Source organism: Mesorhizobium sp. M0119 (assembly GCF_040322615.1).
Classification (GTDB): domain Bacteria; phylum Pseudomonadota; class Alphaproteobacteria; order Rhizobiales; family Rhizobiaceae; genus Mesorhizobium.
On record NZ_JAMYTU010000014.1, the window covers coordinates 66,557 to 82,134 of the forward strand.

Sequence of the window (15,578 nt, forward strand, 5' to 3'; positions counted from 1 at the left end):
CGTGCGACAGCACTGGCATGGTCACGCCATCGCGGCGATGTGCTCGGCAATCCTTGCCTGGTCGGCGTGGCAAACCTCGCCCACCAGCCTTGCCACCGCGCCCGGCACGATCTCGTGCGCCAAAAGCCGGTCGGGATCGACCGGACGCGGCATCGAGATATGCCCGCGCGCCAGCCTCCTGAAGCCGAGCGGGCCGTAATAGGGTTCGTCGCCGACCAGCATCACGGCCGGTGCGCCGGCCTTGGCAGCGGCTTCCAGCGCGATTGCCACCAGCCGGCGGCCGATACCGAGATTTTTGAAGGCCGGCCGCACAGCGAGCGGCCCGAGCATCAGCGCGCGGCCGGCACCGGCGGCGATGCGCGTCATCCGCACCGAGGCGACGACGATTGCGCCATCGACGGCCACGAAGGACAAAGCGCGTTCGTGCGGGCCAGCTTGGCGGATCCTGTAGGCGGCAAGCACGAAACGGCCCGGCCCGAAGGCCTCGTCGTTGATGGCTTCGATTTCAGGATCATGCGCCGGAGTTTCCGGCAGGTATTTCACGTCGGCAAGGCTCATGGTCTTTGCGTTCCGGTATACGAGGAAAGGTTTGCTGCAAGCGGCAGCGTTCGCCAGTCAGCGCTTCATCAAGCGCGGGCGCTCTTTCGTCGTCGGTCGAACCGGATCACGGCAAAGTCGAACATGCGGATGTCCGCTAGCACCAATTTTCAGTCGCCGCAATCGGCCGGCGCAATCGACGACGCAGCCGTTGACGATCTGTTCAGCGTCGGTGATTTCCGCGGGGCCGCTTGGTACCCTACATCACGTTGGAACGCGAAAGGATATCTCATGGGATTGCTAGTCGAAGGCCAATGGCAGGACCGCTGGTACGATACCGGGGAGAGCGGCGGCAAATTCGTGCGGGCGCAGTCGCAGTGGCGCGACTGGGTGACCCGCGACGGCGCGCCGGCCGAAGGGCGAAAACGCGGCTTCAAGGCCGAGCCCGGCCGCTATCACCTCTATGTCTCGCTCGCCTGCCCGTGGGCGCATCGGACGCTGATCTTTCGCGTGCTCAAGAAACTCGAGGACGTGATTTCCATCTCGATCGTCCATCATTTCATGGGCGCCGACGGTTGGACGTTCCTGGCCGAGGACGGCGCCACCGGCGACACGCTCTACGGCCTCGATTTCCTGCACCAGATCTACACCAGGGCCGATCCCGGCTATTCGGGCCGGGTCACCGTTCCCGTGCTGTGGGACAAACGCGAGCAGACCATCGTTTCAAACGAATCCTCCGAGATCATCCGGATGCTCGATTCGGCCTTCGACGAATGGGGTGATGCAAAGCTCGATTTCTATCCGCAGCCGCTGCGCGGCGAGATCGATTCGATCAATGCGCTGGTCTATCCCGCGGTCAACAATGGCGTTTACCGTGCCGGCTTCGCCACCACGCAGGCAGCCTACGAAGAGGCATTCGGCGAATTGTTCTCGACGCTCGACATGCTGGAGGACCGCCTGTCAACGCAGCGCTATCTCGTCGGCGGCCGCATCACCGAGGCGGACTGGCGGCTGTTCACGACACTGGTCCGCTTCGACCCGGTCTATGTCGGCCATTTCAAGTGCAATCTGCGCCGCATCGCCGACTATCCGAATCTGTCGAATTACCTGCGCGATCTCTACCAGGTGCCGGGCGTCGCCGGCACGGTGAATTTACACCATATCAAGTCGCATTATTACGGCAGCCACGAGACGATCAACCCGACGCGCATCGTGCCGGTCGGGCCAGAGCTCGACTATTCCGCGCCGCACGACCGCGCGCGATTCAGGAAGGCTGCGTGAGACCGGCGACCTAGCGGAAGGTTTCGGAGTCCATCTTTGCCCTTCTAACGAGTTCAGCTTTCAATATGGTATTTCCAAATCGATTGGAGTAGCCGAGCGACGTTGCCAGGAACGCCACGATGCCGCCGATCATGACGGTCTGGACCGACATCTGGAGCGGGATTGCGCGTAATGATCCCGACAGTAGAATCAGAGCCATTCCCAAAACCATTTCTATCAGGATTGAGAAGCCGACCATTTTCCAGAATTCAGCGTGAGTAAAAAGCCGGACATGTCGCTTTAAAAAAACGAAATATGTCCCGAATGCCGCAACGAATTGTATTAAGAATTGGATGCCTCTTCCAATTCTTTCTAACCTGGATGGATCTACCCCAAGAATCACCGTTGACACTAATGCTGTCGAAAACAATATTATTACATAAATTCCACTGAAAAGTAAGATATATAGTACAATTCTAAATCTATCGTTTTGTGTATGTTCCATTTTTCCCAACCGCTTAGTTATACGTGTCTTGGAGAGCAATGGATGCTGTCATCCTGAATCGAAGCAGCAAGGCTGTTGGAGAGGTGGTCTACCAGTAAGGCGATACCGGATTCCCCTTAAAAACCTCGGCAATCCGCCGCAGCGTCGCCGGCGTCGTTCCCTCGGGCAAGCGGTCGAGCGGGAAGAATCCGGCTTCGGCGATCTCGCGGTCGGGCAGCTTAGGGCTTGGCTGATCGAACTCTTCGACCAGATACAGGCCGACATGGTCGCGGCGGCTGGCGCGGCGGTTGAAATGCAGCGATTTCAGCACCGGCGGTCCGGTCAGCGCGATGTTGCCTTCCTCGAAGACTTCGCGTGTCAGCGCTTCGATCATCGTCTCGCCCAACTCGACGCCACCGCCGGGCAGGTGCCAGCCAGGAACATAGGTGTGGCGGATGAGGAAGACGGAATTGGAGGCTCGGTCGTGGATCAAGCCGCGCGCGCCGAGCGTCATCGGCCGCCGCAGTACGAAGTACAGGTGAAACAGCCTTGCCCTGAGGCCCGGCAAGCCGGTCTGGCGCAGGGCTTGCTCCGGATCCGGCGTCATCGTCCGCGAAACCGTGAGTGGAAAGCCGCGCGCGGCTCGCCTATGAAGAAAAGATGTTCAGGCTCGCGCATATTTCCGATGTCCATCTGGGGCCGCTTCCCGATGTAACCTATCGCGATCTCGCCTCCAAGCGCGTGGTCGGCTATGTCAACTGGCAGCGCAACCGCCGCCGCCACATGCACGACGCCGTCATCGACACGATCGTCGCCGACATGAAGGCCAGCGGGCCGGACCATCTTGCCATCACCGGCGACCTGGTCAATCTGGCGCTCGACGGTGAGATCGAGATGGCCAAGCACTGGCTGGAGACGCTGGGCTCACCCAACGACGTATCGGTGGTGCCGGGAAACCATGATGCCTATGTGCCGGGTGCCTTCGACAAGACCTGCCGGTCCTGGGCGGCATGGATGACCGGCGACGGCGTCAATACGCCGGTCGACCGCAACACCTTTCCGTATCTGCGGGTACGCGGCGATGTTGCGCTGATCGGCGTCTCGACGGCGCGCGCCACGGCTCCCTTCATGGCCAACGGCTTCTTTCTGGAAGGCCAGGCGGAACAGCTGCGCGACATGCTCGACGCCACAGGCACGCGCGGCCTGTTCCGGGTGATCATGATCCACCACCCGCCGGTGCGCGGCGCCGTTTCGCAGAACAAGCGGCTGTTCGGCATCTCGCGTTTTCACAAGGTTCTTCACCGGCACGGCGCCGAGCTTGTGCTGCACGGCCATTCGCATGTGCCGTCGCTCTTCTTCATCGGCGCCCGCAAGACCAAAATCCCGGTGATCGGGGTCGCCGCCGCCGGGCAGGCCCCGGGAAGTTCGCATGCGCCGGCGCAATACAATCTGCTCGAAATCGACGGTGAAAAGGACAATTGGCGGATCAGGCTGACCCGCCGCGGCCTGACCGGGCCGGCATTGCCGCCCAGCGACCTGCAGACGCTGGAGCTTGGCGTCGAGGCCGAGGCGTCGATGGCTAGAGCAATTCCAGGAAAAGTGTGAAACGGTTTTCCGTCCGGAATTGCGTCAAAACAAGGAGATAAAGCGGTTCAGCGTTCCCGTGAAACGCTGAACCGCTCTAGAAGCTGATTTTCATCGCGACGATGCGGTCCCAGAACAGCACGAGCGAAATCGCCAGGCCGACCAGGGCGCCGGCGGCGATCAGGCCGAGGCCCGAGAAGAACGCCGACCAGCCATTGCTGCGCGCAGCGATCTGCAGCGGCGGCTCGGCCTCCGCCACCAGGGCGCGTTTCAGGCCGGCGACGGCCTGCTCGATGCCGCCTTCCATCATTCTCTGGCGTTCGACGACGCGCTCGGCGACATAGCGCGTCACCTGGTCGGCAACGACCTTCATGTCGGTCGACTCAGCGAGGACGACGCGACCGATGCGCGTGTCCTTGAGAAAGCGATAGGTGCGACGGTCGCGTCCCATGGCGACATGGCTGACGGCGTCGATCCACAGCCGTGGTTGCAGGCCGGACGAGACGGCGAAGTCGAAACTGTCCATGTCGGTGGGCACGTCGGCGAAGACCGGCGCGAGTTCGGCGGCAAGCAGATCGAGCCGCATGCGATGCGCTTCGCGCATGTCGACGACGACGTCATCGCGGTCGGCGAAGGCGTTCTTGACGTCGCGAATGGCATCGGACAGTTTTCGCGACTGATCGATCTGGGTGATGTTCTCGCCTGCGTCCTTCATCGGCGTTGCCTCGCGGGGTTTGGTTAACACCGAATTAACACAGCCGCCGGCAAAATGCACTTGCGAGATCGATGGGCCGGCAAGGGTTCGCTGGATGAGCACCAGCGCCGCCGCCGTGCCTGTGCGAAGACCGATCAGCTCGCCGCCGCGGCGAATTCCGGGCGAAGCCGCCTGCTGCGGCGCCGCATATTGCGACGGACGGCCTCGACGACCAGGCCGGGCGCTTCCTCGACCAGCATATGGCCGGCTTCCAGCACGTGGTGCAGATGAAAATGCTTCGGCACGCCGTCCGCCTGGCTGACGGGCAGCATCGCGTCGTCGGTTCCCCAAACAACCATCACCGGCATGTTCAGCGTTTCAAGCCGTTCGCTCGGGATGACGCCTTGCCGATCATCCCTGGTCATTGCGGCTGCAAGCTTGACAAGTGTCCGCAATTGGCCGGGACGCTGCCGCATCCCGTTGAGGAGATCGATCCTATGCAGCGGCGGCCGGCTTTGCGGTCCCGACATGGCGGCTAGACAGGCGCGAATTTCGTCGGTGCCGGCAGCCGCGGCGTAGCGGCGCAGCAGCGGGCCATTGATCTCAGGACCAAGACCGCCCGGTGCCAGCAGCGTCAGCGACGCCATTCTTTCGGGCTCGCTCAATGCCATCAGGGCGGCTACGGCGCCGCCCATCGAATGGCCGACGAGATGGACCCGCTTTATCCCGCGAGCGGAAAGATCCGCAAGGACGGCACGGGCGGCGATCCTGGCCGGACCGCCGCCGGGAAAATCGAGCGACAGCCCGTGACCCGGCAGATCATAGGCCAAGGTCCGCGCGCCGGGCGCCAGAGACGCGGCCACGTCGCGCCAGTCGTCGTGGCAGCCGCCGAAACCATGCAGGAAGGCAATCGTTGTCGGGCCGGTGCCCCGTTCGGCAGCGTAAAGGGATGGGGTCATGCAAACTTTGTGGCTTGGTGCCGGATCAGTCAGGATGCCGGGATCGGTCTTACGCGAGGATCAATCTTTACGGGGGATCAGTCTTATGCGGAGATCTTATGTGGGGATCAGCCGGGCCGGTTCAATGATGTCTGAATTGCGCTTTGGCCGTGCGGATGGCCAGTAAAATTTTCGCGATAAGCTGATGTCGTTCACGCGCCGGGAGACGTCAGCTGGCGCCGCCAAGGCCGGCGGCGCGCAGGGCCTCCACCAGCCGGTTGGTCAGATCGGCGGGATATCTTCGCTCGACGAAGGTTGCGCGCGGATCGGCTGCGAATTTCGGGAATTTGGCGGTCAGTTCCTGCAGCAGCCTGCTCGCCAGCTTCTCGCGGCCGGCAGCCTTGGCGCCGATCAGCCGCGCTGCCAGATAATGCGATTTCATTTCCGTCGTTCGCAAGCCGTCGCTGGCAAGCGTGGCCTTGTTCATGTCGCCCATCATGAACTCTCCGGCGAACAGCCCGTAATCCCACCATGTCGGATGGGCGCTGGCGATGTCCACGGCGTGAGCAAGGATCGGGGTGCCCTCGCTGTACCTGCCGGCGAAAACCAGCCCGTAGCCATAGGCGGCGGCCATTGCGAGATCGTAGGGATTGAGCTCATAGGCCTTGCGCATCCAGCGAATCGATTCCGCGGAATCGCCCATGCGCGAATTGAGATAACCAAGCGCGCGGTGCGCGTAGGGGCTGGTCGGGCCCATCTGGATGGCGCGATGGGCAAACGTCATCGCTTTGTCGATCGTCGCGTCGGCGGGATAGGGATAGTGGTCGGTGACCGCTTCGAGATGCAAGGACGCGAGTTCCGAATAGACGAGCGACGACTTCGCCTCCCGGTTGGCAAGATCTTCGAGGCAGCGGTAGGCGGCTTCGTGCGTCTGGGCGTTCTGGTCGAGATAATATTTGCCGTTGAGCACCAGACACGCCGTCAGCCCGGTCTGGATGCCGCTCTGCTCGATGTAGTTGTAGATCGTGCCCGAGGCGGGAAGAGCCGAGCTCAAAATGCCGGAGATTTGGTCCTCGATGGCAATGTTCGCGCTGTCGCCGGCGGTCAGGTTGCGTGACAGCAGCACGCGGCCGGTCGCCACGCTTTGCAGCTCGAGCATAATGTCGCCGCTGCGCGGCCCGGGCAGGACATCGAACACGAAGCTGGCGGCGTCGGTAAGCGGATCGGGCGGGCTGTCGGCATCACGGCCGATGAAATTGATGGTATCGAAGCCGCTAAGGCCGGCGCGCAGCGATGCAGCGACACGGCGAGCCACATCGCTGTCGGCCTTGATGGCGATGTAGACCTGGGGGAGGGTTTCAACCGGAGGCGCTGCTATGCTGCCGGTCGCCACCGCGGTCTCGACCGCCGTGTCGCCGCCGGTCAGCAATACCACGCTGCCCTGGCGAAGGATCAGCACACCCAGCATGAGGATGACCAGCGCAATCGCCAGCCAGAAGAACTGCAAATGGCGCTGCAGCGAAGGTGCAGCAGGGGCCACGGCTGGAACGCTCAGCAATGCAGCCGGATGTGCCCGGTTGCGGGCATCCTGTGGCGATCCGGGCGGGGCGGTCGCCGCCGCCTCCTCTGTCGCCGGCTGCGGCTTGCCCTCTGCCTCGGCCTCCGCCGGCAAGCGAATGGCGTTGAGTTCGTAGGATGGAACATAGCCGCCGCGCGGAATGGCGATGCGGACCGGTTCGGCAACGCCCTCGTTGGCGAAATACTGCTGCAGCAGGTCGCGCAGCCTGCCGGCCTGCACCCGCACCACCGCATCGGTCGACGGGTCGAAATCGCCGTCCTTGCCGAAGACGTCCATCGCTATGGAGAAGCCCTTGAGCCTATCGGCTTCGCCTGCCTGCTCGCGCTCGACCAGGTAGCGGAGCAGCTTGCGCGCGCGCTCGGATCGTCCGAACGTTTCGCTGGCAAGCAGTCGCTCCAACGTTTCGCGCACTGCGGGGGCGGCAGGCGTGGTATGCTGCAAGTGTCGATCCCTTCGAATTCGGCACAGGTTGAGGTACGATCATATAGCGCTGGCGCCCCCATACAAGCATCTGCTTATGGTGCGATAGCGTACCCACCGGATAAATATCCGGTGGGCTAATGGCGCGAGCCCGGTAGTCTCGGCTAGCCGTCCTTTCGGCCGACGATGCGGTTGGCGGCCGAAACGACGGCTTCGAGCGAGGCGGCGACGATGTTGGTGTTGATGCCGGCGCCGAACAGCTTGCCGCCCGGATGTTCCATCTCGACATAGGAAATGGCCGAGGCATTCGAGCCGCGCTGCATGGAATGCTCGGAATAATCGAGCACCGACATCGGCACCCCGACATGGCGCGACAGCGCATCGACGAAGCCGTCGATCGGGCCGGTGCCGGTGCCTGATATGGTCACCTCCTTGCCTTTGTCGAGGATCACCGCTTCCACAACGCGCCGGCCCTTGACCTCGGTGTCGGGGTAGGTGTGGTGGTCGAGGAACTTCAGCCGCGCGCCGGGCTGGTCGACATAGGTCTCGAGAAAGCGCTCGTAGATGCGCCTGGCCGGCACCTCCTTGCCTTCGGCGTCGGTGATCGCCTGGATGGCCTGGCTGAACTCGATCTGCAGGTTGCGCGGCAGGTTGAGGCCGTAATCCGCATGCAGCACATAGGCGATACCGCCCTTGCCGGACTGCGAGTTGATGCGGATGATAGCTTCATAGCTGCGGCCGACATCGGCCGGGTCGATTGGCAGATAGGGCACCTCCCAGTGCGGCGTGTTGGCCTTGCGCAGCGCCTTCATGCCCTTATTGATGGCGTCCTGGTGCGAGCCGGAAAAGGCGGTGTAGACGAGCTCGCCGACATAAGGATGGCGCTCGGGGATCTTCAGCTGGTTGGAGTATTCGTAGACGTCCTTCATGCGGTTGATGTCGGAGCAGTCGAGCCCGGGGTCGACGCCTTGCGTGTACATGTTGAGCGCCAGCGTGACGATGTCGACATTGCCGGTGCGCTCGCCATTGCCGAACAACGTGCCTTCGACGCGGTCGGCGCCCGCCATCAGGCCGAGCTCGGTGGTGGCGATGCCAGTGCCGCGGTCATTGTGCGGATGCAGCGAGATCAACAGGTTCTCGCGATTGTCGAGGTTGCGGCACATCCACTCGATGCGGTCGGCATAGATGTTGGGCGTCGACATCTCGACCGTGGAGGGCAGGTTGATGATCAGCTTGTTTTCCGCCGTCGGCTTGACGATCTCGGTGACGGCGTTGCAGATCTCCAGCGCCACTTCGAGCTCCGTGCCGGTAAAGCTCTCCGGCGAATATTCGAAACGATAGCCGCCGCCGGCCTTGGCGGCCATGTCGGTGATCATTTTGGCCGCATCGGTGGCGATGCGCTTGATGCCGGCGACGTCCTTCTCGAAGACGACGCGGCGCTGCAATTCGCTGGTCGAGTTGTAGAAATGGACGATCGGGTTGGTGGCGCCCATCAGCGCCTCGAAAGTACGGGTGATCAGTTCCGGCCGGCACTGCACCAGCACCTGCAGCGAGACGTCGGCGGGCACGTTGCCCTGTTCGATGCACCAGCGGGCAAAATCGAAATCGGTCTGCGAGGCCGACGGAAAGCCGATCTCGATCTCCTTGAAGCCCATGTCGAGCAGCAGGGCGAACATGCGCGCCTTGCGTTCCTGGCCCATCGGATCGATCAGCGCCTGGTTGCCGTCGCGCAGGTCGACCGAGCACCAGATCGGCGCCTTGTCGATCACTTTCGAAGGCCAGGTGCGATCGGCAAGGCCGACGGTCGGATAGGGCTGGTATTTGCGGGCGGCGTCCGGCATGCCCCTCGCGGGCTTGGCGGTTTCCTCTACATTCAGACGGATATCTTCTCGTGCGTTCATCGTCGTTTCTCCCGGCGGCTCGCGGATCCAGCTTCAGGCGGATTGGTGGCGAGCGGCGCCTTTACCAGAATTTCGTTCGCTTGATGTGACGTGCCAATTTTGTAACTGGCCAAGGAGCGTGCGCGTGAGCGGCGAATTCGACCGCCGGGCGCTCCTTCAGCGAACCCGGCGATCGCCGATAAGGCCGAGAAGCAGCAGGGTGGAGGCGAGCGCGCGGACGGTCTGGCCGGCAATGCCGGTCGGACGGGACGCAAAAGAGGTGGCGCGCGGGCTCATGGCGGTTTTCATACAGGAGCGGGCAAAGCGAGGCAAGTGGGAGCCTCGCTGTCGCAGAAGCTGCGGATCCAGCCTCAAGACCTGGGTTCCTCGCCCCCGCGAAGCGGGGGAGAGGTGGCCGCAAAGCGGCCGGAGCGGGGGCCTTCGTAGGGCGCAGTCCCCTCTCCGTCTCGGCTTCGCCGAGCCACCTCTCCCCACTTTCATGGGGCGAGGAACCCAAGGTGGAATGAAGGCGCGGCGCCGACATGAAGCGATTTTTCCTGATTACAGCAACTTTGTTCTTGCTTTGTGCCGGCAGCTATGCTACTAATTTGGGTATGGTGCTGATTGGCGCCGAGGACCCGCCGTCGAGGCGGGTTTTTTATTTCACGGTTTTGGCGTCACCTTTCGCGGACCCAGCCGCTCACCTGATCCAGTTGCTCTTCCCCGAGCCCGGCAAATGCGCCAGAGTCCATTGTCGGCGGGGATGCGATGGCTCGCCGCCGGGAGGGATCGTCCATGAACTTCGTGTTCTTCTCACCGCATTTTCCACCCAATGGCGCCGATTTCTGCGACCGGCTGAAGAAGGCCGGCGCCACCGTGCTCGGCATTGGCGACGTGCCGTTCGATGCGCTGGACGGCAAATTGAAGGCAGCCCTTTCGGAATATTACCGCATCGACGACATGGAGGAGTACGAGCCGGTGTTCCGGGCGATCGGCCATTTCATCCACAAATGGGGCCGCGTCGACCGGTTCGAATCGCTCAACGAGCATTGGCTGGAGCTGGAAGCCAATATCCGCACCGACTTCAACATCTTCGGCACCAAGCTCGACTTCGTGAAGAATTTGAAACGCAAGAGCCGCATGCGGGCATTCTTCCGCAAGAGCGGCGTCGAAACCATCCCGCAACGCAAATGCTCCGACCGCGCCGGCGCCATGACCTTCATCCGCCGCGTCGGCTATCCCGTGGTGGTGAAGCCGGATTCCGGCTCCGGCGCCTCGAACACTTTCAAAATCTCCAACGCCGGCGAACTCGACCGGTTCTTCAGGGACAAGCCGGAAGGCGTCAGCTTCGTCATGGAGCAATTCATCGAAGGGCTGGTGGTGACCTATGACGGGCTGGTCAACCGCGACGGCGAGGTGGTGCTGGCCGCCAGCCACCGCTATGACCAGAGCGTCATGGAGGTGGTCAACCGCGACCGCCATATGAGCTATGTCTGTTTTCCCGAGATCAGCCCGGCGGTCGAGGAGGCCGGCAGGAAAATCCTCAAGGCGTTCGACGTGCGCGAGCGCTTCTTCCACATCGAGCTGTTCGAAACCAGGGACGACCGGGTCATCGCGCTGGAGGTCAACATGCGGCCGCCCGGCGCCTGGATGACCGATGCCATCAATTACACCTTCGATATCGATGTCTATGCCGCCTGGGCCGACATGGTGGTCAAGGACGCCGCCGGCGGCCCTTACAGGGGCAAGTATTTCACCGCCTATGCCAGCCGCAAGCGGCACCTCAACTATGTGCACAGCCATGCCGACGTGCTAGCCGCCCATGGCGACATGATCGTCCATCATCACGCCATCGAGGAGGTTTTCAGCCGGGCCATGGGAAACTACGCCTATCAGCTGCGCTCCACGGACCCGAAGGCGCTGCGCCGGGCGGTCGACTACATCCATGCGGAAAAGGCGTGAGGCGATGGACGTTTCCTACCACAAGGGTTTTGGCCGCAACCTCGGCCGCGACATGGAATACAAGCGCTACGGCCATGCCGGCCGACCCGTGGTTGTGTTCCCGACTTCGCAAGGGCGGTTCTACCAGTTCGAGGATTCCGGCGCGGTCTCGGCTCTCGCCGAGTTCGTCGACACCGGTCGCATCCAGTTGTTCACGCTGGACGGCGTCGATGCGGAATCCTTCTTCGACCGCCATGCCGAGCCGGCCCGTCGTATCGCCCGGCATGAAGCGTATTTCCGCTATGTGCGCGAGGAGGCGCTGCCGGAACTCCTGTCTGTCGCAGCCGAGGCCAATGGCGGGCGTACGCTGAAGCCGCTGTTTTGCGGCTGCTCGATGGGCGGCTATCATTCGTCGAATTTCGTCTTCCGCTTTCCGGAACTGGCCAGCGGCGTCATCGCGCTGTCGGGGGTTTACTCGACCCACGATTTCTTCGGCAGCGCGCTCGACGGACAGATTTTCTTCAACTCGCCGCTCGACTACCTGCCGGGTATCGTCGATCCGGGGCTGCTTGTCAGGCTGAAGGCGCTGCGGCTGATCTTCTGCTGCGGGCAGGGTGCCTGGGAGGAACGGATGCTGGCCGATACGCAGGCGCTGGAACAGATCCTGCGCGACAAGTCGATTCCGGCCTGGGTCGACTATTGGGGCGGCGATGTCGCCCATGACTGGCCGTGGTGGCACAAGCAACTGGTCTATTTCTTCGCCCGCTGGCTGGACGACGATCTGATGCACCGGCTGGATTAGTCCACCTGGAGGAAGGAAATGACCACGCCCGATGCCATCCGCCGCTTTGTCGAAGCTACCAATGCCGGCGACACCAAAGCTTTCCTCGAGACGTTCACGGCCGATGCCTTTCTGAGCGACTGGGGCAGGTCGTTCCGGGGCTGCGACCAGATTGCGCGCTGGAACCAGTCGGACAATATCGGCGTGCAGTCCAGGCTCCGCATCCTCGGCATCGCAGCAGCGGACGGCACCTGCCGCGTTGCATCGCCGTCGAAGGCAACGGTTTCAACGGCGAGGGCGATATGGTCTTCACGCTGGACGGCGAGCGTATATCGAGCCTGGTGATCAGCTGACGCGCTGCCGGCTGGTCTTTACTCCCGCAGGCTTCTCGCCACCAGCCGCGCCACGCTTGGGCCGACCAGAAGCACGATCAGGAAGCGTGCCGATTGTAGCGCCATGACGAAGGATAGGTCGACATGCTGCGCGGCGGCGGCGATGATGGCGACGCTCTCCATGCCGCCGGGGCTGGTTGCCAGATAGGCGGTCAGCGGATCGATGCCGAGCAGGCGGCTGATCAGAAAGGCGAGGCCGCCGCAAAAGACGATCAGGGCAATGATCGAGCCGACGATCTGCGGCAGCGCGCGGGCCGCGTGGCGCAAAATGGCCCTGGTGAAATTCAGGCCGATGCTCCAGCCGATCATCGTATAGCTCAAGGCGAGCAGCCAGGGTGGCAACTGCATGGTCACGCCGAGCCCGAGATGGATCACGGTGCCAAAAATGAAGGTGCCGAGGAAGAACGGCGACGGCAGCCGGAAAAGCTTTCCGGCGAGGCCGCCGACCAGCGCCACGCCGAATGTTGCGGCCAAGCCTTGCGTGTCGACCGGTGGGAACCAGACGATGGCCGGCACCTCGATGCCTGAGGTGTCGACCCAAAGCTTGGCCACCAGGGCTGCCGTCATCGAGACGCAGATGACGCGCAGATATAGCATGAAGGCGACGAGGCGCTGGTCGGCGCCGAAGGCACCGGCCATCAGCACCATGGCGGTGGCGGCGCCCGGCGAAGAGCCCCAGACCGCGGTGGTGCCGGGCAGGATGCGCCAGCGGCTGATTAGCCAGCCGAGCAGGCTGGATGCCGCGACCGTTGCCATCACGACGCCGAGGAACAGCGGCCATTCCCTGTAGAAGACGGGAAAGATATCGGCCGAGATCGAACTGGCGACCAGGCAGCCGACGACCGCCTGGGCTGAGCCGAACAGAACCCGCGGCACGCGCACCGTGGCGCCGTTGGTGCCGGCGGCGATGGCAGCCAGCATCGGTCCGATCAAGAGCGCGGCGGGCAGGGCGGCGAGTTCCAGCGCGCCGGCAAACAGCACCGAGACCACCACCAGGACCGGCCACTGCCAAGCCTTGTGGATCCGCGCCAGGTGCTCGATGGCCGGCGGGTTCGGGGAAGAATCCATAGATCGGCTCTTAGACCGGTCGCAGAAAAATGCGAACTTTTTTTGCGGGGGAAAGTGGCGGTGGGTGGTAATGGCACCAACCATCCGTAGCGATCCTTCGCGCCCCCCTCTGTCCTGCCGGACATCTCCCCCTCTAGTGGGGAGATTGGCAGCTTCACCGACAGCGCTCTTCTTTGGAGGTTTGGCGAAGGCCGAAATGACATTCAATCTCCCCACTTGAGGGGGAGATGGCCGGCAGGCCAGAGGGGGGGCGCTGTCCCGCCGGCCTCTCCCTCTATCCCGCCTTCACCGCCGGCAAGCCGAACCCGCCAACAGGATGCGTTTCCACCTGGAACTCGAAGCCGGCGATGATCGGCCGTGCCTTGGCGATTGCCGCCTGGACTTCGGGGAGCTGCAGCGAAGCCTTGTGGCTTTCGGCGTCGGTCCACACTTCGGTCACCCAGATCGCGTCGGCATCGGCCGGGTCGGTGGCGATGATGTAGTTCAGGCAGCCGGGCATGGCGCCGGTGCTGGCGAGCAGGATATCCATCATTGCGTCACGCTGGCCGCGCATCGCCCGCATCTTGCCGATCAGTCCGTACATTCGCTTTGCTCCGTTGAGATGACGCAACCAGGAGTATGCAGTTCGTCGTCTACGGCATCAACTGGCCGCCATTGACCTCGATCACCTGGCCGATGATGTAGCCGCTCAGCAGATCGGAGGAGAGGAACAGATAGGCGCCGACGCACTCCTCGGCGGTGCCGGCGCGGCCCTGCGGGACGGTGGCGATCATGCCTTTCATCTGGTCGTCGGTCGAGTAGCGCTCGTGGAAAGGTGTCGCGATCGTGCCGGGCGCCACCGCGTTGACGCGGATGTTGAAACCGATCAGCTCCTTGGCCATGCCGCGCGTGACGTTGGAGACGAAGGCCTTGGCCGAGCCGTAAAGGCCGGCGCCGCCACCGGCGCCATTGCGCGCGGCGATCGAGGAGGTGTTGACGATGAAGCCGCCCTGCCGCTTCAGCCATGGGATTGCCTTGCGCGAAGCTGTCAGCACCGAACGTGCGTTGAGGTCCATCACTGCGTCGTAATGCGCCTCGGTCTGCTCGGCATAGGGCACGCGGCCGAGCATGCCGCCGGCATTGTTGACGAGGCCGTCGAGCCGGCCGAAATGTTGCGCACTGTCCTCGACGACGCGCTCGACATCGGCGGGGACCGAGAAATCGCCCTGGGTGAGGAACACGTCGCCGCCGCCGTTGCGAATGGTCGCGGCCAGGTTTTCGGCAGCCGTGCGGCTCGAATTGTAATGCAGCGCGACGCGGCATTTCTGCGCGGCGTAGGCAAGTGCAAGCGCCGCGCCGATGCCGGTCGAGGCGCCGGTGACCAGGACCGCCTTTCCGGCAAGGTCGGGGATGACCAGAGAGGGGCTGACAAGGGTGGTGGTGGCTGGCACGTCTATTCCTCCGGGGGACTCTGCCTGCTCTTCGTAGGCCCTCGCAGTCCTCGCGTTCAAGTCCGTAAAAGCCTATGGCCTGAGATAGGCGTAGCCCTGGCGTTGCAATTCGGCGAGCTTGACGACGCCACCCCGGTCGGCTGCATGGAAGCCGTCGAGCAGGTCGGCCAGGCCGATATCCATGCCGTGCATGGTGTTGGCGCAAGCGTGCGGGCTGAGCCCGTCCTGGACAAGGCCGGCGAACCGCCCGGAAATGGCGGCGGATATGCCCTTCGACTTGAAGGCGGCAAGTGCTGGCCCGTGCACGACAAGCGCGATGTCGACCTTGCCGTCGGTGCCTTCGAAGTGGTTCCTGATGTTGCCGAGCACGAAATTGACCTTGTCGAGGTCGCTGAGGTGATAGGCGACCTTTTGCCTTTCCTCTTCGGCAGCCACCGGCTTGACTTCACTAGCTGCGGCCTTGATGGGGCGCAGCCCGAAAAGCCCGGCGGCCCCGGCAAAACCGACGCGGAAAATATCGCGGCGTCGCATGGCTTCATCTCCCATTTATCCGGCCGGCGCAAATTGCGTGGCCTCGGCCTCGATCCTAA

At 63.1% G+C, this 15,578-nt stretch carries 16 protein-coding genes; 5 read left to right on the plus strand and 11 right to left on the minus strand.

Translation table 11 applies throughout. From position 1 onward, the window contains the following. Positions 1-21: 21 nt before the first annotated feature. Positions 22-558, minus strand: a complete 537-nt coding sequence (locus NKJ40_RS15650; protein ID WP_352466772.1) for a GNAT family N-acetyltransferase — start codon at positions 556-558, stop codon at positions 22-24. Between the two features lie 270 nt (positions 559-828). On the opposite strand from NKJ40_RS15650, the gene NKJ40_RS15655 reads away from it, so the two are divergent. Continuing rightward, complete coding sequence (locus NKJ40_RS15655) at positions 829-1,818, plus strand: glutathione S-transferase family protein (RefSeq protein WP_352466773.1); 990 nt, start codon at positions 829-831, stop codon at positions 1,816-1,818. A 10-nt stretch (positions 1,819-1,828) separates the two neighbouring features. On the opposite strand, the gene NKJ40_RS15660 is transcribed toward NKJ40_RS15655, so the two are convergent. Then, positions 1,829-2,302: an ABZJ_00895 family protein gene (locus NKJ40_RS15660; RefSeq protein ID WP_352466774.1), complete on the minus strand. Its 474-nt coding sequence runs from the start codon at positions 2,300-2,302 to the stop codon at positions 1,829-1,831. 88 nt (positions 2,303-2,390) lie between these two features. Then, a complete protein-coding gene (locus tag NKJ40_RS15665; protein ID WP_352466775.1) occupies positions 2,391-2,888 on the minus strand; it encodes an NUDIX domain-containing protein in 498 nt (165 codons plus the stop codon). 53 nt (positions 2,889-2,941) lie between these two features. Here NKJ40_RS15665 and NKJ40_RS15670 point away from each other — a divergent pair, with 53 nt between their 5' ends. Then, a complete protein-coding gene (locus NKJ40_RS15670) occupies positions 2,942-3,886 on the plus strand; it encodes a metallophosphoesterase family protein (protein ID WP_352466840.1) in 945 nt (314 codons plus the stop codon). Positions 3,887-3,962: 76 nt separating this feature from the next. Here the strand turns inward: NKJ40_RS15670 and NKJ40_RS15675 are convergent, their stop codons facing one another. From NKJ40_RS15675 to leuA, 4 genes are all read right to left on the minus strand, one after another. Then, positions 3,963-4,580 carry a hypothetical protein gene (locus NKJ40_RS15675; protein WP_352466777.1) on the minus strand — a complete coding sequence of 206 codons (618 nt, stop codon included), beginning with the start codon at positions 4,578-4,580 and terminating at the stop codon, positions 3,963-3,965. 134 nt (positions 4,581-4,714) lie between these two features. After that, positions 4,715-5,518, minus strand: a complete 804-nt coding sequence (locus NKJ40_RS15680; RefSeq protein ID WP_352466778.1) for an alpha/beta fold hydrolase — start codon at positions 5,516-5,518, stop codon at positions 4,715-4,717. A gap of 208 nt (positions 5,519-5,726) precedes the next feature. After that, positions 5,727-7,517, minus strand: a complete 1,791-nt coding sequence (locus tag NKJ40_RS15685; RefSeq protein ID WP_352466779.1) for a tetratricopeptide repeat protein — start codon at positions 7,515-7,517, stop codon at positions 5,727-5,729. 143 nt (positions 7,518-7,660) lie between these two features. Beyond that, positions 7,661-9,397, minus strand: coding sequence for a 2-isopropylmalate synthase (leuA, locus tag NKJ40_RS15690; RefSeq protein WP_352466780.1), 1,737 nt, complete (start codon positions 9,395-9,397; stop codon positions 7,661-7,663). A gap of 774 nt (positions 9,398-10,171) precedes the next feature. On the opposite strand from leuA, the gene NKJ40_RS15695 reads away from it, so the two are divergent. From NKJ40_RS15695 to NKJ40_RS15705, 3 genes are read left to right on the plus strand one after another with little or no spacing between them, the layout of a single operon-like run. After that, entirely contained in the window at positions 10,172-11,338 is a 1,167-nt protein-coding gene (locus tag NKJ40_RS15695) for an ATP-grasp domain-containing protein (RefSeq protein ID WP_352466781.1), read from the plus strand. A 4-nt stretch (positions 11,339-11,342) separates the two neighbouring features. Beyond that, on the plus strand, positions 11,343-12,119 hold the full coding sequence (locus tag NKJ40_RS15700) for an esterase family protein (RefSeq protein WP_352466783.1): 777 nt from the start codon (positions 11,343-11,345) through the stop codon (positions 12,117-12,119). A gap of 18 nt (positions 12,120-12,137) precedes the next feature. Then, positions 12,138-12,443 carry a nuclear transport factor 2-like protein gene (locus tag NKJ40_RS15705; RefSeq protein WP_352466785.1) on the plus strand — a complete coding sequence of 102 codons (306 nt, stop codon included), beginning with the start codon at positions 12,138-12,140 and terminating at the stop codon, positions 12,441-12,443. A 26-nt stretch (positions 12,444-12,469) separates the two neighbouring features. On the opposite strand, the gene NKJ40_RS15710 is transcribed toward NKJ40_RS15705, so the two are convergent. The 4 genes from NKJ40_RS15710 to NKJ40_RS15725 form a co-directional block, all read right to left on the minus strand. Beyond that, positions 12,470-13,558 (minus strand): AbrB family transcriptional regulator, encoded by a 1,089-nt coding sequence (locus NKJ40_RS15710; RefSeq protein WP_352466786.1) that lies wholly within the window; start codon positions 13,556-13,558, stop codon positions 12,470-12,472. A gap of 274 nt (positions 13,559-13,832) precedes the next feature. Next, entirely contained in the window at positions 13,833-14,141 is a 309-nt protein-coding gene (locus NKJ40_RS15715) for a putative quinol monooxygenase (RefSeq protein WP_352450553.1), read from the minus strand. A gap of 49 nt (positions 14,142-14,190) precedes the next feature. After that, a complete protein-coding gene (locus tag NKJ40_RS15720) occupies positions 14,191-14,988 on the minus strand; it encodes an SDR family NAD(P)-dependent oxidoreductase (RefSeq protein WP_352466787.1) in 798 nt (265 codons plus the stop codon). A 72-nt stretch (positions 14,989-15,060) separates the two neighbouring features. Then, positions 15,061-15,519 (minus strand): DsrE family protein, encoded by a 459-nt coding sequence (locus NKJ40_RS15725; protein WP_352466788.1) that lies wholly within the window; start codon positions 15,517-15,519, stop codon positions 15,061-15,063. Positions 15,520-15,578: the final 59 nt, after the last annotated feature.

Bases quoted from the DNA above. Each gene is read 5' to 3' on its own strand.
- NKJ40_RS15655 (WP_352466773.1), top strand. From the start codon at position 829: ATGGGATTGCTAGTCGAAGGCCAATGGCAGGACCGCTGGTACGATACC.
- NKJ40_RS15660 (WP_352466774.1), bottom strand. From the start codon at position 2,302: ATGGAACATACACAAAACGATAGATTTAGAATTGTACTATATATCTTA.
- NKJ40_RS15675 (WP_352466777.1), bottom strand. From the start codon at position 4,580: ATGAAGGACGCAGGCGAGAACATCACCCAGATCGATCAGTCGCGAAAA.
- NKJ40_RS15665 (WP_352466775.1), bottom strand. From the start codon at position 2,888: ATGACGCCGGATCCGGAGCAAGCCCTGCGCCAGACCGGCTTGCCGGGC.
- NKJ40_RS15695 (WP_352466781.1), top strand. From the start codon at position 10,172: ATGAACTTCGTGTTCTTCTCACCGCATTTTCCACCCAATGGCGCCGAT.
- NKJ40_RS15650 (WP_352466772.1), bottom strand. From the start codon at position 558: ATGAGCCTTGCCGACGTGAAATACCTGCCGGAAACTCCGGCGCATGAT.
- NKJ40_RS15715 (WP_352450553.1), bottom strand. From the start codon at position 14,141: ATGTACGGACTGATCGGCAAGATGCGGGCGATGCGCGGCCAGCGTGAC.
- NKJ40_RS15670 (WP_352466840.1), top strand. From the start codon at position 2,942: ATGTTCAGGCTCGCGCATATTTCCGATGTCCATCTGGGGCCGCTTCCC.
- NKJ40_RS15700 (WP_352466783.1), top strand. From the start codon at position 11,343: ATGGACGTTTCCTACCACAAGGGTTTTGGCCGCAACCTCGGCCGCGAC.
- NKJ40_RS15710 (WP_352466786.1), bottom strand. From the start codon at position 13,558: ATGGATTCTTCCCCGAACCCGCCGGCCATCGAGCACCTGGCGCGGATC.
- NKJ40_RS15680 (WP_352466778.1), bottom strand. From the start codon at position 5,518: ATGACCCCATCCCTTTACGCTGCCGAACGGGGCACCGGCCCGACAACG.
- leuA (WP_352466780.1), bottom strand. From the start codon at position 9,397: ATGAACGCACGAGAAGATATCCGTCTGAATGTAGAGGAAACCGCCAAG.
- NKJ40_RS15705 (WP_352466785.1), top strand. From the start codon at position 12,138: ATGACCACGCCCGATGCCATCCGCCGCTTTGTCGAAGCTACCAATGCC.
- NKJ40_RS15725 (WP_352466788.1), bottom strand. From the start codon at position 15,519: ATGCGACGCCGCGATATTTTCCGCGTCGGTTTTGCCGGGGCCGCCGGG.